This window comes from Agrobacterium sp. SOY23 (assembly GCF_027212525.1).
GTDB classification, from domain to species: Bacteria; Pseudomonadota; Alphaproteobacteria; order Rhizobiales; family Rhizobiaceae; genus Agrobacterium; species Agrobacterium tumefaciens_I.
On sequence record NZ_JAPWDT010000006.1, the window covers coordinates 29,560 to 44,427 of the forward strand.

A 14,868-nucleotide genomic window follows, 5' to 3' on the forward strand; every position below is an offset into this window, starting at 1 on the left:
TGTGCGTCAGAGTTTGTAATCCTCAATGCTCACGACGCCGAACGGGTTGAATTTGTAGCTGTCCTCCTCATACCGCGTGTCATCGGACAGGGCTGCATGACGCGCCTTCACCGTCTTTTCCACGCCGTCGCGGGCCATCTGATCGGCAATGTTGTCCATCAGGGCGGCGATCTTCAACTGCTCGGCATTGGTTGAGGGCAGTTTGTCGTCTTTGCGGATGAAATTCACCCGCACGTCGGGCAGCCCGACCAGATGGAACCCGACGCTCGCCATGCCATCGGCATCGCCGCCGATGGGGCGGCGTGCGAAGGCGAGGCGGCAGGTCCTCGCGAGCGCCAGCGGATCATCGGATGCGGCTTCACGGCGCGATTGCTCGAACAATTCCTTCCAGCGCCGCGCTCCATGCGCGACACCGGCGCTTTCGCCCTTTACCGCAATGGCGCCGTGGCCAAACATATGCTGTGCGAACTGCAGGGCTTTCGCGGATGTCACGACCGCATTTTCCGCGGCCATTGACGGGCCGAGCACATAAAGAACCGAGCCATGCCCCGCGACGGCCTCGTCATCGGTCTTCTGATAGGTCTCCGGATCGACACGATCCCAGCAGACGGCGAAGGACCGTTCCATCCGGTCGTCCGGCTCATCCTGCGAATAATCCTCATCGATACTGAAATCGGCGGCAAATGCGTCGATGGCGGCACGCGCGCCCAGCTGGAGCGTCGCAAGGCCGTTCTCCGTTCCGAGGAAACACAGAATGTGCCGGGGTTCGTATTCCGAACGGGACACGGCAAAGGCCGATGGTTTGTTCGCCGCCCTGCCGAGGGACGGCGTCCCCAGAACGAGACCGCCCAAAAAAGCGAGAACGCCGCGACGCCCTGAATTCATCCTCTGCCCCCAATAACTCCACCAACGGATCGGAGCGTTTTATATCGGCATCTTCATTCAGGCCATATTGCCTGCGTCTTTTTTTAACCTCGCGGCCATCGAAAGACGTGTGGTGGCAAAAACGCCTGCGCGTTTCGCCACCACACCATGAATGCGGATCGCAGGGGGATTATTTGGTGGTGTAACCGCCATTGACCAGAATGGTCTGTCCGGTCATCCACCAGCCGTCCGAGACGAGAAAGCGGATATAGGGAACGATGTCCTCGATATCGGTGAGGCCGGTCTTCGAGAAGCCGGAAAGGGCGGCGGCGCTCTTGTGATAGGCCTGTGCGTCCGGTGTTTCCTGACCGTAGAAAAACGGCGTGTCCATCGGGCCGGGACCGATCGCCGTCACCGAGATGCCGCGTTCGCCGAATTCCTTAGCGGCAGCGCGGGTGAAGTGCTCCACCGGCGCCTTGGTGCCGGCATAACTCGCGTAAAACGGCGTGAAGGCGCCCAGTAGCGAGGTGACGAGGGTGCAGATCCTGCCATTGTCATTAACGTGGCGACCGGCTTGCTGGAGGAAAAAGAAGGCCGACTTGGAATTGACGGCGGTCATTTCGTCATATTCGGCTTCCGATGTCTCGAGGATCGGTTTTTTCAGCACCTTGCCGACCGTGTTGATAGCGATATCCGGGCGGCCGATGGCGGCGACGGCATCGCTGAACAGTTTTTCGGCGGCGCCTGCCGTGGTGAGATTGGCCTGGAGAGCGACTGCCTCGGCGCCAGCCGCCTTCACGGCCGCAACGGTCGCGTCCGCATCGGCCTTGGCGGCGGCGCTGTTATAGTGGATGGCGATTGCGCTCGCGCCCTGGGCGGCGAAATCGCGGGCGATCAACCCACCGAGATTTTTCGCGCCGCCGGCGATGATGACTGTTTTGCCCTTGATGGAATGATCGGTCATGGATCGGCCTCCTGTGCCTGGGTCCGGCCACGTTTGCGGCCGCTTTCATGGCGACAGGATATCGTCTAGGATTACGCGATAAAGGTGATCATTCTGACATGACCTGTCAGGAAATCCGCACAATAAAGGTTTTCCATTGGACCGCATCGACCTGTTCCGCATCTTCACCCGTGTCGTCGACTGTGCGAGTTTCACACGCGCTGCCGATACGCTCGGCATTCCACGTTCTTCGGTTTCGGCGGCCGTGCTGGAGCTGGAAGGACGCGTTGGTGCGCGGCTGCTCAACCGCACCACCCGCAAGGTCTCGCCGACCGAAGATGGTTCGGCCTTTTACGAACGCTGCCAGCGGCTGATCGCCGATGTCGAAGATGCGGAAAACCTGTTCCGGCAGACGGCGGCGCAGCCTTCCGGCCGGCTGCGGATCGATGTGCCGGGCCGGATCGGCCGGCTGGTCATTGCACCCGCCTTGGCGGAATTTCTCGATCTTTATCCGCAGATCGACATAAGCCTTGGCGTCACGGATCGTGCCGTCGATCTGGTGGAGGACAATATCGATTGTGTGCTGCGGGTCGGGTCACTCAGCGATTCCGGCCTGATTGCGCGGCCTATCGGCAAGCTGCCGCTCATCAATGTCGCAAGCCCTGCCTATCTGGAGCGTCACGGCACTCCGGGGGCTCCGCAGGATCTGCCCCGCCACTGGGCCATCAATTACGCATCACCCTCCAGCGGGCGCGTGGAAAACTGGGAATGGATCGAAGGCGAGACGCTGCATTCGGTTTCCATGCGTGGCCGTGTCACCGTCAACAATGCCGAGGCCTATATCGCCTGCTGTCTCGCCGGCCTCGGCTTGATCCAGATACCGGCTTACGATGTCAGGCCGCATCTGGAGAGCGGCGAACTTGTTGAAGTCATGCCGAACCATCGGGCCGAGCCTATGCCGATGACCTTGCTTTATTCCCATCGCCAGCATCTGTCGCGGCGATTGCAGGTCTTTGCGGAATGGCTGGAGGCCTTGCTGCGGAGGCAGCTTCTGTAAAGGCGGTGGCCGCAGTTAATCGGCTGAGGATGGTTCGACGCGATGCCGCTGTCGGGTCGCTGCGGCCATTCGCCCGCTGCCCCGTCAACCGCCATATTGGGCATCCGTCACCTGTTCCATCCAGTCCACCACCTTGCCGTCCTTGACCTCCTGAAGCGCAATATGGGTCATGGCGATATTGGGTGCGGCGCCGTGCCAGTGCCTTTCACCCGGTGCGAACCAGATGATATCGCCGGGGCGAATCTCCTCCACCGGCCCACCTTCGCGCTGTGCGCGGCCAAGGCCGGACACCACGATCAGGGTCTGGCCGAGGGGATGGGTGTGCCAGGCGGTGCGGGCACCGGGTTCGAAGGTGACCTGGGCGCCCTGTACCCGTTCGGCATCGAAGGGGTTGAAGAGCGGGTCGATGCGGACCGTTCCGGTGAACCAGGCTTCGGGGCCCTTTGTTGATGCCCGTGTTCCTGCGCGCAATATTTCCATGGTCATTCTCCTGACTGGTATCGTGTGGCGATTTGATGCGGGAATTCGCCTCTTGTCCACAGGGGAGCGTGAAAAGCTGATCGAACGGCAAGCTCCGGCGTGCTTCGAAACCCGGCGCAGCGCTCTTTTTCGAAGGGCTTATCTTGCTCTTTTATTGGCATTTTCCACCGCTGCCGGCCGGCCTTCCATTCCCCTCGCACGCCTCCCGATAAAAATCATTCTCGGGATTGACTCAAATATGAAACCGGTTACATTTGCCAATGTAAACGGTTTCATGGTTAGGAACCGTGCTTGGAGGAGCAAATTTCATGTTTAGACATTTGATGGCTGCCGCGGCGATGGTGCTGGCGGCGGGCACGTCGGCGCTTGCGCAGGAGCAGAGCTTCAAGATCGGTCTTTCCAATTCGTTCGTTGGTAGCGAATGGCGTACGCAGATGATCGAAGAAGCCCAGGCTGCCGCGAAGGCGTGGGGCGAAAAGGGCGTCAAGGTCGAAGTCGTCGTTCAGAGTGGTAATGTCGATGTGCAGGGGCAGATCGGTCATATCCGCAATTTCATGAACCAGGGTGTTGATGCGATCCTCATCAATCCCGGCAGCCCGACCGCTTTCGATCCGATCTTCGCCCAGGCCAAGGCACGCAACATCCTCGTCATTGCCACGGATGCGGAAGTGTCCTCGAAGGATGCGATCTATGTCGGCATCGACCAGAAGGCATGGGCGGCCCAGTCCGCCCAATGGCTTGCGGATGCGCTGAAGGGCAAGGGAAGCGTCGTCGCCATCAACGGCATCGCCGGCAACCCGGCAAATGAAGCCCGCGTCGCCGGTTACCGCGAAGTGTTCAAGAAATATCCCGATATCAAGGTGCTGAACGAAGCCAATGCGAGCTGGGATCAGGCGCAGGGCCAGCAGGCCATGCAGAACCTGCTTGCCACCTATCCCGATATCAGCGGCGTCTGGGTTCAGGACGGCATGGCTGATGGTGCATGGCGCGCCATCGAGGCCGCCGGCAAGACCAAGGACATTGCTGCAACCGGTGAAATCCGCAAGGACTTCATGACCCGCTGGGAAAAGGAAAAGTTCAATTCCGGCGCTTCGGTCAATCCTCCCGGCGTCATGGCCAGCGCGCTTAATGTTGCTGTCTTGAAGCTGCAGGGCAAGGAATTCAAGGACGGCGTCTTTGGCGGCACCTATGGTAACGCCATCTATATTCCGATCCCCTTCGTCAGCAATGACAACCTTGCCGACAATATCAAGGCCGCCGATGGCAAGCCCGGTTACTGGTCCGTCACGGCGACTGTGACGCCGGAGCAGGCTGGCGAGTTCTTCAAGTAAGACCCGTCCCGGGCCGGCGGTAAGAGCCGGCCCGAACCGGAATTTCGAGTGCGGACCGGGCCTTGGCCGTCCGCCTGTAACAAGCATTATTCGGGGACATGCGATGGCGAACGCTTTGGAAGCGGCCGGCATAACGAAGAATTTTGGCGCCGTGCGTGCGCTTTCCGCTGGCCGGCTGACCGTTGGTCGCGGCGAAATTCACGCGCTGCTGGGCGCCAATGGCTGCGGCAAGAGCACGCTCTGCAAGATCGTTGCGGGCGCGGTGGCGCCGACCAGCGGCACCATTCGGTTCAATGGCGAAGACGTGCGCTTCAAAAGCCCACGCGACGCCGAAAATGCCGGCATCGCCCTGTTTTATCAGGAACTCAGCCTCATTCCGCAGCTTTCCGTTGCCGATAATATCTTTCTCGGCCGCGAGCCGAAACGCGGCATCTTTGTTGACGGCAAGGTGCTGAAGGCCGAAGCGGCCAGGCTGATTGCGCTGTTTGATGGTGTGGCCGGCGAGGGGCTGGAGCCGGATGCGATCGTCGGCAATCTGCCGCCCGATCAGCGCCAGCTCGTCGAAATCCTGAAGGTGTTTGCCCAGAATGCCAGCCTGATGATCATGGACGAGGCGACGGCGGCGCTCGATGGCCGCCAGTCCCAGCGCTTTTTCGAAATACTCCGGGCCAAGAAGGCCGACGGTGTCTCCACCATCATGATTTCTCATCGTCTCGATGAGGTCTTTGCTGTCTGCGACCGCATCACCGTGATGCGCAACGGCGCGACGATTTCCGAACTCGACACCGCAGCCACCACCCGCGAAGCCGTCGTGCACGATATGGTCGGTGATGTTCGCGCAGCACCCGCCCGCCAGCAGGGGCGCGCCGCCGCGGTCCCCAGCCTCAAGGTAACGGATGTTGCGGGCGAAGGCGTGCGCGGTGTCTCTCTGGAAGCCTATCCGGGCGAAATCGTCGGTCTGGCAGGCCTGCAGGGGCAGGGACAATCGGCGCTTTTGAAGGGCCTCTTCGGCGCCAGTCCCTTTGCTGCGGGGAAAATCCGGTTCGAGGGTCGTGAAATCGCCATCGGCAAGCCTTCGCAGGCGGTTCATAACGGTTTTGCCTATGTCTCGGGTGATCGCGGTCGCGATGCCTCCCTTCAGGGGCGGTCGATCTTCGAAAATCTCGTCGCCGCACTGATGGTGCGCGAGAAGATGCGGCTGGTCCGTCCTGCAACGCTGAAGCCGCGGGTGCAGAAGGTCGCGGATGACATGAAGACGAAATTTGCCGGCATGGACATGGCCATCGGCACGCTTTCGGGCGGCAACCAGCAGAAGATCTTCATTTCCCGCTGGCTCGCCACGGCACCGAAACTGCTTTTGCTCGATGATCCGACCAAAGGTATCGATCTCGGCGCCAAGGCCGATCTCTTCGCGCTGATGCGGCAGCAGGCCGATGCCGGTGCGACCATTCTTCTTTATTCCTCGGAAGATGCGGAAATCCTCGAATATGCCGACCGCATTCTCGTCTTCAACGGCGGACGCATCTCTGCGGAACTGACCGGAGCCGACATGACATCCGTCAACATGACCCGCGCCGCCTATGGAGACGCCGCATGAATTCCCAAGGCGTTCTGCGCAGGCAACCCTGGATCATCACCCTCGTCGTTCTGGCCGTTCTCGTTGCCGTGAACACGTTTCTGCAGCCATCTTTCGTTCAGCCCTCCGTGCTGCAATCGAACCTGACGACATTTCTGCCGCTGATCCTGGTCGCCATCGGCCAGACCTATGTCATTCTGGCGGGAGATATCGATCTGTCGGTCGGCAGCATCGTGGCGCTCGCCAATGTCGTCACCGTCAGCGTCATCGCAGCACTCGGCGGCACGACCGGTGCTGTCTTCGCCGGCATGGCGGCGGGTGCGGCTGTCGGGCTGCTGTGTGGACTGGTCAATGGCCTCTTCATTTCCGGCCTGCGCTTCCAGCCCATCGTCACCACCTTCGCGACGGGCATCATCTTCGCCGGTCTGGCAATCTGGGTCTTGCCGCAGGCGGGCCTGCCGGTGCCGGAAGCCTATTGGCAGACCTATTCCGGCAGCTTCATCGGCTTGCCCTTCGTGCTCTGGGTATTGCTGGCGGGCATCGCTTTCACGCTGATCGTGTCGCGCATTCCTTTCCACACGCATCTGCTTGCGGTGGGTGGCAATCGCACCGGCGCCTTCCAGACGGGCCTGCGCCTCTCCGGCATCCGCATCGGCGCATATATGATCTCGGGCCTGTTCTCGGCGCTGGCGGCGCTCTGCCTCACTGGCGAAACGGCATCGGGCGATCCTCTGCTCGGTGCAAGTCTGGCGCTGTCTTCCATCTCGGCCGTTGTTCTGGGCGGCACGGCACTTTCCGGCGGCTTCGGCAGTTCGACCGGGTCGATCGCCGGCGCGCTGGTGCTCGGCATGATCGGCAATGTGATTTTCTTTGCGGGGCTGCCCTTCGAGTACCAGACGCTGGTGCAGGGTTTGATCGTGCTGACGGCGCTGGCCGGCGGTGTTCTGGTGACGAGGCGCTGATATGACCAATCCTGGCTTGCAACTCAAAACCCTTCTCACCGATCCGCTCACCATTGCCATTGGCGCATCCGCCTTCCTGCTGCTGGTCGGCGAATTATTGTCCCCCGGCTTCGCTCAGGGATCGCAGATCGTGCGGCTGCTGACGATTGCCGCCATTCTCGGCATCGTCGCGGCGGGCCAGAACCTCGTCATCCTCGGCGGACGAGAAGGCATCGATCTTTCCGTCGGCGCGATGATCTCGCTCGGTGCGGTCCTTGCCGGCAATATGATGAACGGCCAGAATGCCGGCATTCCGCTTGCCATTCTGGTTGCGGGCGGCATTCCCTTCCTGATCGGCCTCATCAACGGCCTTGGCATTACCTTCGTGCGCATTCCGCCGCTGGTCATGACACTTGGCATGACGGCGGTCATTCAGGGCGGGCTGGTGGTCTATTCGCAGGGCGTTCCCTCCGGCGCGGCGGCGCCACTGCTGGCAGGCTTCATCAACCGTCCGCTCATCTTCGGCATTCCCGGTGTACTCTTTGTCTGGCTGGGCATCGCCGCGATCATGCTCTTCGTGCTGCGCCGCACGGCCTTCGGTTTCGCCATCTATGCCATCGGCTCGAACGAGCGGGCGGCAACGCTCACCGGTTTGCCGGTCTCTTTGATCCGTACACTGCTTTATGGTCTCTCCGGCCTGTTCGCCGGGCTGACCGGGGTCTGCGTCATCGGTTACACCGGCACTTCCTTCATCTCCGTCGGCGACCAATATGTGCTTCCGTCGATCATTGCGGTCGTCATCGGCGGCACCTCGCTTGCCGGCGGTGCGGGCGGATATGTCGGAACCATGGCCGGGGCAGTTGCGCTCACCATTCTGCAAAGCGTACTGATAACGCTCAACCTCGATGTATGGGCACGGCAGATCATATTTGGTGTCACGTTGCTAGCGCTGATGCTGCTTTATGGCCGCCAAAAGCAGTTGCGTGTGTGACAGATGAGCAAAGACCAAGGTTCGAATATCAGGGAAGTTGCAGCTCTCGCGGGCGTTTCCATCGCGACCGTTTCGCGGGCGCTGCAACAACCCGACAAGGTTCGCCCGGAAACCCGAAAGAAGGTTTTCGATGCCGTGCGGCAGGCGAACTTCGTTCCCAATGCGCAGGCCGCGAGCTTCCGGCGTCAATCCAACAACACCGTCATCCTTCTCGTTCGCGATATCGGCAACCCGTTTTATCTCGAAATCTACAAGGGTGTTGAGGAGGCTGCCGGCGAAGCGGGCTTCAAGGTGCTGATGGGCGACGCCCGCAACGATGAACACCGCGTGGCGACCCATATCGATATGGTGCGGCAGAAACATGCCGACGGCCTGATACTGATGACCGGCCAGTTCCCGTCTGAGCTTCTCGAGCAGGGCGATGCGTTGCCGCCGATCGTCATTGCGTCGGAGATCATCGCCGGGATCGCGCTGCCAACGGTCAAGGTCGATAACCGTGCCGCATCCCAAAATGCTGTGCGCCACCTCATTGAGGCGGGGCATAAGAAAATCGTGCATCTCGCTGGTCCCTTTCCCGAAAGTCTGGCGCAGGAGCGTTTCGACGGTTACCGCGATGCGCTTGCCGAGGCCGGCATCGCTTATGCCGATGAGCTGGTTGTGACGGGCGATTACAGCATCGAGGCTGGCCGCCAGGCGATTACGGGCCTTCTCGAAGGTGGCATCGCTTTCACCGCGATCTTCGCATCGAGCGACCAGATGGCGATTGGTGCGATCAGCGAGCTGCGCGCGCGGGGGCTTTCGGTTCCGGCCGATGTCTCGGTCATCGGTTTCGACGACATCATCTTCGCCAATGCCTTCGAACCGCCGCTGACGACGGTGCGCCAGCCCCGGCAGGAAATGGGCCGCAGGGCCATGGCGCTGATGGTGGACCGGCTGAATGGCAAACGCACGGCCGAAACCATCGTGCTGGATACGGAACTCGTGGTGCGCGGCTCGGTCGCGCCCTGCCGCCCGCCGCATCGGTAGCGGCCAGACTGTGAATGCAAGGAGTGTAAGGACATGAAGACGATCAAAGGCCCGGCGATTTTCCTCGCGCAATTTGCCGGAGATGAGGCCCCTTTCGACACGCTCGATAATCTCGGCCAATGGGCGGCTTCGCTCGGTTACAAGGGCATTCAGGTGCCGACCGATCCCAAACTCTTCGATCTGGAAAAGGCTGCCGCCTCCAAGGCCTATTGCGACGATATCAAGGGCCGTCTCGCCGAGATTGGTGTCGAGATCACCGAGCTTTCGACCCATATTCAGGGCCAGCTCGTTGCCGTTCATCCCGTCTACGACGAAATGTTCGACGGTTTCGCGCCGGCAGAACTGCGTGGCAAACCGCAGGCGCGGCAGGAATGGGCGGTCAAGCAGCTGAAGTGCGCGGCGAAAGCCTCGCAGCATCTTGGCCTCAAGAGCCATGCGACTTTCTCCGGTGCGCTTGCCTGGCCGTTCGTTTATCCGTGGCCGCAGCGTCCGGCAGGTCTCGTCGAAATGGCCTTTGCCGAGCTCGGCAAGCGCTGGACACCCATTCTCGATGCCTTCGAGGAAAATGGTGTCGATCTCTGCTATGAGCTGCATCCGGGCGAGGACCTGCATGACGGCGTCACCTTCGAGCGTTTTCTAGGCGCCACCGGCAATCATGCGCGTGCCAACCTCCTCTACGATCCCTCGCATTTCGTGCTGCAGGCGATGGATTATCTCGGCTTCATCGACATTTACCACGAACGCATCCGCGCCTTTCACGTCAAGGATGCCGAGTTCAATCCGACCGGCCGTTCCGGCGTTTATGGGGGGTATCAGAGTTGGGTCGACCGGCCGGGCCGTTTCCGTTCGCTGGGCGACGGGCATGTCGATTTCGGCGCGGTGTTTTCCAAGCTCACCCAATATGACTTCGATGGCTGGGCGGTGCTGGAGTGGGAATGCGCGCTGAAACACCCGGAAGACGGCGCGCGTGAGGGCGCGGGCTTCATTGAAAACCACATCATCCGCGTGACCGAGCGGGCTTTCGATGATTTCGCCAAAAGCGGCATCGATGATGCCGCCAATCGCCGCCTTCTCGGCCTTTGAAAGGAAACCCCATGTCCTCCCAAACAGCAAAATTCGATAGCCGCCGCATCCGTCTCGGCATGGTCGGCGGTGGTCAGGGCGCCTTTATAGGTGGGGTGCACCGCATCGCGGCCCGGCTGGATGACCGTTACGAACTGGTGGCCGGCGCACTTTCCTCCGATCCGGCCCGTGCAGCCGCATCGGCAACCCTGCTCGGCATCGCAGCGGACCGTTCCTATGCCTCGTTTGAGGAGATGGCGGCGGCAGAGGCGGGCCGGGAAGACGGTATCGAGGCTGTCGCCATCGTCACCCCCAATCACCTGCATTTTGCCCCGTCCAAGGCGTTTCTCGACGCCGGCATCCACGTCATCTGCGACAAGCCGGTGACCGCGACGCTGGAGGAGGCAAAGGAACTGGCGGCGATCGTCAGGGCATCCGACAGCCTGTTCGTGCTGACCCATAATTACACCGGTTACCCCATGCTGCGGCAGATGCGCGAGATGGTCGCCAATGGTGACATCGGCAAGCTGCGCCATGTGCAGGCAGAATATGCGCAGGACTGGCTGACCGAAGCCGTCGAAAAGACCGGCGCGAAGGGCGCGGAATGGCGCACCGACCCCAGCCGCTCCGGTGCGGGCGGAGCCATCGGCGATATCGGCACCCATGCCTTCAACGCCGCTGCCTTCGTCACGGGTGAAATTCCGACGAGCCTTTATGCGGATCTGACCTCCTTCGTGCCGGGCCGGCAGCTGGATGACAGTGCCAATATTCTTTTGCGTTACGGAAGCGGCGCCAAGGGCATGCTGTGGGCAAGCCAGATCGCGGTCGGCAATGAAAACGCGCTGTCGCTCCGGGTCTATGGCGACAAGGGCGGGCTTGAGTGGCACCACCGTGTGCCGGACGAATTGTGGTTCACGCCCTATGGCGAGCCGAAGCGGCTTATCACCCGCAATGGTGCAGGCGCGGGTGCCGCTGCAAACCGTGTCAGCCGTGTGCCGCCCGGGCACCCGGAAGGATATCTCGAGGGTTTTGCGACGATCTACCGCGAAGCCGCAGATGCAATCATCGCAAAGAGGGAGGGAAAAACAGCTGCCGGGGAGGTGATTTACCCCGGCATTGAGGATGGTCTTGCGGGTCTCGCATTCATCGACGCGGCCGTCAGGTCCAGCAGAACCTCGTCCTGGGTGGGGATCGACCTGTAGGTCGCCGCATCTCGGGACGGACGGCGCAGGGCATTGGAGGTTGTGTCCGGCATGACCCGGTTCAGAGACCGGGGAATTCAGGGGCAGACGCGTCGTCACATTGATCAAACGGAAAGGGAGTTACGCGTTTGAAAACGTTGAAGTCAAAATTCGTGAAGATGGCATTTGCCGTTGGACTGGCAGCCGGTATAGCAAATCCGGTTCTTGCCGATGACAGCAAGACGCTGCCGATCGCCGCGCAGATGTTCACGCTGCGCAATTCCGGAACGCTGGAGGAGCAGCTTGCCATCCTCAACCGTGCCGGCGTTTCGGCCGTGGAAACGGTGGATATGCAGAAGGTCAGCGCGGACGAGCTGAACACGCTGCTCAAGAAGCACAAGATCCAGGTCATTTCCTCGCATGTGCCGATCGACAAGCTGCGCGGTAACCTCGATGAGGTCATCACCGAGCAGAAGGCCGTCGGCAATCCGGTCGTGACCGTGCCGTTCCTGAAGCCGGAAGACCGCCCGAAGGATGCCGCAGGCTGGACCGCCTTCGGCAAGGAGCTCGGCGGCTATGCGGACAAGTTGTCTGCGGCAGGCCTCTCCATGGCTTACCACAATCACGACTTTGAAATGGTCAAGTTCGACGGCAAGACGGCGCTTGAACTGCTCCTCGATGCCGCCGGCTCGAAACTGCAGGCCGAAGTCGATGTTGCCTGGGTGGCGCGCAGCGGCAATGATCCGGCCGAATTCCTCGGCACCTTGAAGGGTAAGGTTTTTGCCATCCACGCCAAGGACAATGCACCTGCCGGCACGGCAGAAAACGAGCGCGGTTTTGCCACACTCGGCACCGGCACGCTCGACTGGAAGACGATCCTGCCCGCAGCCAAGCAGGCCGGCGCAAAATGGTTCATCCTTGAGCACGATCTTCCGCTCGATGCCGAAGCGGTGCTGACCAAGGGCAATGCGTTCCTGAACGAACGCCTTCCGACCATTCAGTAAACACTGCCAGTAAAACCAGAACCGCTCCCCGGCGGCCGGTTTCGCCGGGGCGCATGAGGTTCGACAGACGCATATCCAGTTTCCGCCGCCTTGCGACGGGAAGCGTTTCGTCTCGTCGTTTTTCCACGTCACATCGGAGGAGTTATCATGGCAGACAATCACTATGATGCGATTGTTGTCGGCTCGGGCATCAGCGGCGGCTGGGCCGCAAAGGAACTCACGCAAAAGGGCCTGAAGGTCCTGATGCTGGAGCGCGGCCGCAATATCGAGCACGTCACCGACTATCAGAATGCCGACAAGGAAGCCTGGGATTATCCCCATCGCAACCGCGCCACGCAGGAAATGAAGGCGAAATATCCCGTCCTCAGCCGCGATTACCTGCTGGAAGAGGCAACGCTCGGCATGTGGGCCGACGAGCAGGAAACGCCCTATGTCGAGGAAAAGCGCTTCGACTGGTTCCGCGGTTATCATGTCGGCGGCCGCTCGCTGCTCTGGGGACGCCAGACCTATCGCTGGTCACAGACCGATTTCGAGGCCAATGCAAAAGACGGCATCGCCGTCGACTGGCCGATCCGCTATGAGGACGTCTCCCCCTGGTACGACTATGTCGAACGTTTTGCCGGCATTTCCGGCAGCCGCGAGGGGCTGGATATTCTCCCCGATGGTGAGTTCCTGCCGCCCATTCCGCTTAACTTCGTCGAACAGGATGTGGCAAACCGGCTGAAAAAAGCCTTCAAGGGCACGCGCCACCTCATCAATTCGCGCTGCGCCAACATTACCCAGGAGCTTCCCGATCAGGAGCGCACCCGCTGTCAGTTCCGCAACAAGTGTCGGCTGGGCTGTCCCTTCGGCGGTTATTTCAGCACGCAGGCCTCGACCCTGCCTGCGGCGGTCGCCACCGGCAATCTCACTTTGCGGCCTTTCTCCATCGTCAAGGAAGTCCTCTACGACAAGGACAAGAAGAAGGCGCGGGGTGTCGAGATCATCGATGCCGAAACCAACCTGACCTATGAATATACCGCAGACATCATCTTCCTGAACGCCTCGACGCTGAACTCGACCTGGGTGCTGATGAATTCGGCCACCGATGTCTGGGAAGGCGGGCTCGGTAGCAGCTCCGGCGAGCTCGGCCATAACGTGATGGACCACCATTTCCGCATGGGCGCCACCGGCCAGGTGGAAGGTTTCGAGGACTTCTATTTCAAGGGCCGCCGCCCGGCGGGCTTCTACATTCCGCGTTTCCGCAATACCGGCGACGACAAGCGCAAATATCTGCGCGGTTTCGGGTATCAGGGCTCCGCCAGCCGTTCGCGCTGGGAGCGGGAGATTGCCGAACTCAATATCGGCGCAGACTACAAGGAGGCGCTGACCGAGCCGGGCGGCTGGACCATCGGCATGACAGCCTTCGGGGAAATGCTGCCCTATCACGACAACCGCGTGAAGCTGGATCATGAGAAGAAAGACAAATGGGGCCTTCCCGTCCTCTCCATGAATGTCGAGATGAAGCAGAACGAACTCGACATGCGCGAAGACATGGTCAATGACGCCGTCGAGATGTTCGAGGCGGTCGGCATCAAGAACGTCAAGCCCTCTCGGGGCAGTTACGCCCCCGGCATGGGCATCCATGAAATGGGAACGGCCCGCATGGGACGCGACCCGAAAACCTCCGTCCTCAACGGCAACAACCAGGTCTGGGATGCACCCAACGTCTTTGTCACTGACGGCGCCTGCATGACCTCGGCCTCCTGCGTTAACCCGTCCTTGACCTACATGGCGCTGACGGCGCGTGCGGCCGACTTTGCCGTTTCCGAACGCAAGAAGGGGAACCTGTGATGAACAGACGCGAACTCTTGAAACTGATAGCCATTGCCACGGGCATTCCCCTGATTGGCGCGGATGTCCTCACGGCTGCGGAAAACGCCGCAAAACCAGCCGGCGGCGGCCATGTGTTCAGCTCGGAGGAAATCCGCTTTCTGGACGAGGTGGCGGAGACCATTATTCCGCGCACCTCCACGCCGGGTGCGAAGGATGCTGAAGTGGGTGCATTCATGGCCGTCTATGCCGCCGATTGCTACACCGACGAGCAGCGGACGCTTTTCCTTTCGGCAATCCCTGAAATAGAGAAGCGCAGCCAGGCCGACCATAAAAAGGGTTTTCTGGATCTGACGGCAGAGCAGCGGCAGGCACTGCTTTCCGCGTTGGACAAGCAGGCCAGGGTGGAGCAGACACCGGCAAAGCCGCATGCCTTCACGCTGGTCAAGCAGCTGACATTGCTCGGCTTCTTCTCCTCGAGGATCGGAGGCACGGAAGTCCTCGTCTACGACGAGATTCCCGGTGGTTTCGAAGACCGCGTTCCCTACAAGAAGGGTACGCCCGCCTGGGGCACGACCTGAACCGAGAACCACCGGCCCG

The 14,868-nt window shown here is 60.9% G+C and carries 14 protein-coding genes; 11 read left to right on the forward strand and 3 right to left on the reverse strand.

Annotated elements, in window-relative coordinates; genetic code table 11:
* Positions 1-6: 6 nt before the first annotated feature.
* Both O3S81_RS17525 and O3S81_RS17530 read right to left on the reverse strand, forming a co-directional pair.
* Entirely contained in the window at positions 7-885 is an 879-nt protein-coding gene (locus O3S81_RS17525; protein WP_269345198.1) for a hypothetical protein, read from the reverse strand.
* A 169-nt stretch (positions 886-1,054) separates the two neighbouring features.
* The gene (locus tag O3S81_RS17530; protein ID WP_269345199.1) at positions 1,055-1,828 is read right to left on the reverse strand and encodes an SDR family oxidoreductase; all 774 of its coding nucleotides are present in this window, start codon (positions 1,826-1,828) and stop codon (positions 1,055-1,057) included.
* A gap of 136 nt (positions 1,829-1,964) precedes the next feature.
* On the opposite strand from O3S81_RS17530, the gene O3S81_RS17535 reads away from it, so the two are divergent.
* Entirely contained in the window at positions 1,965-2,864 is a 900-nt protein-coding gene (locus O3S81_RS17535) for a LysR family transcriptional regulator (protein WP_269345201.1), read from the forward strand.
* An 84-nt stretch (positions 2,865-2,948) separates the two neighbouring features.
* Here the strand turns inward: O3S81_RS17535 and O3S81_RS17540 are convergent, their stop codons facing one another.
* Positions 2,949-3,344 (reverse strand): (R)-mandelonitrile lyase, encoded by a 396-nt coding sequence (locus tag O3S81_RS17540; protein WP_269345202.1) that lies wholly within the window; start codon positions 3,342-3,344, stop codon positions 2,949-2,951.
* 308 nt (positions 3,345-3,652) lie between these two features.
* Between O3S81_RS17540 and O3S81_RS17545 the strand changes: the two genes are divergently transcribed.
* From O3S81_RS17545 to O3S81_RS17590, 10 genes are all read left to right on the forward strand, one after another.
* Entirely contained in the window at positions 3,653-4,675 is a 1,023-nt protein-coding gene (locus tag O3S81_RS17545; RefSeq protein ID WP_269345203.1) for a substrate-binding domain-containing protein, read from the forward strand.
* A gap of 103 nt (positions 4,676-4,778) precedes the next feature.
* Positions 4,779-6,272 carry a sugar ABC transporter ATP-binding protein gene (locus O3S81_RS17550; RefSeq protein WP_269345205.1) on the forward strand — a complete coding sequence of 498 codons (1,494 nt, stop codon included), beginning with the start codon at positions 4,779-4,781 and terminating at the stop codon, positions 6,270-6,272.
* Positions 6,269-7,213, forward strand: coding sequence for an ABC transporter permease (locus O3S81_RS17555; protein WP_269345207.1), 945 nt, complete (start codon positions 6,269-6,271; stop codon positions 7,211-7,213). Before O3S81_RS17550 ends, O3S81_RS17555 begins: the two co-directional genes overlap by 4 nt.
* A gap of 1 nt (position 7,214) precedes the next feature.
* Complete coding sequence (locus O3S81_RS17560; RefSeq protein WP_020010296.1) at positions 7,215-8,183, forward strand: ABC transporter permease; 969 nt, start codon at positions 7,215-7,217, stop codon at positions 8,181-8,183.
* A 3-nt stretch (positions 8,184-8,186) separates the two neighbouring features.
* Positions 8,187-9,209, forward strand: a complete 1,023-nt coding sequence (locus O3S81_RS17565; protein WP_269345208.1) for a LacI family DNA-binding transcriptional regulator — start codon at positions 8,187-8,189, stop codon at positions 9,207-9,209.
* 33 nt (positions 9,210-9,242) lie between these two features.
* Positions 9,243-10,292: a sugar phosphate isomerase/epimerase family protein gene (locus tag O3S81_RS17570; RefSeq protein ID WP_269345209.1), complete on the forward strand. Its 1,050-nt coding sequence runs from the start codon at positions 9,243-9,245 to the stop codon at positions 10,290-10,292.
* Positions 10,293-10,303: 11 nt separating this feature from the next.
* Positions 10,304-11,473 (forward strand): Gfo/Idh/MocA family protein, encoded by a 1,170-nt coding sequence (locus O3S81_RS17575; RefSeq protein ID WP_269345212.1) that lies wholly within the window; start codon positions 10,304-10,306, stop codon positions 11,471-11,473.
* Positions 11,474-11,601: 128 nt separating this feature from the next.
* A complete protein-coding gene (locus tag O3S81_RS17580) occupies positions 11,602-12,456 on the forward strand; it encodes a sugar phosphate isomerase/epimerase family protein (RefSeq protein WP_269345214.1) in 855 nt (284 codons plus the stop codon).
* 147 nt (positions 12,457-12,603) lie between these two features.
* Positions 12,604-14,289 (forward strand): GMC oxidoreductase, encoded by a 1,686-nt coding sequence (locus O3S81_RS17585; protein WP_269345216.1) that lies wholly within the window; start codon positions 12,604-12,606, stop codon positions 14,287-14,289.
* On the forward strand, positions 14,289-14,849 hold the full coding sequence (locus O3S81_RS17590) for a gluconate 2-dehydrogenase subunit 3 family protein (RefSeq protein ID WP_269345217.1): 561 nt from the start codon (positions 14,289-14,291) through the stop codon (positions 14,847-14,849). The genes O3S81_RS17585 and O3S81_RS17590 overlap by 1 nt, the downstream gene beginning before the upstream one ends.
* The last annotated feature ends 19 nt before the right edge of the window (positions 14,850-14,868 follow it).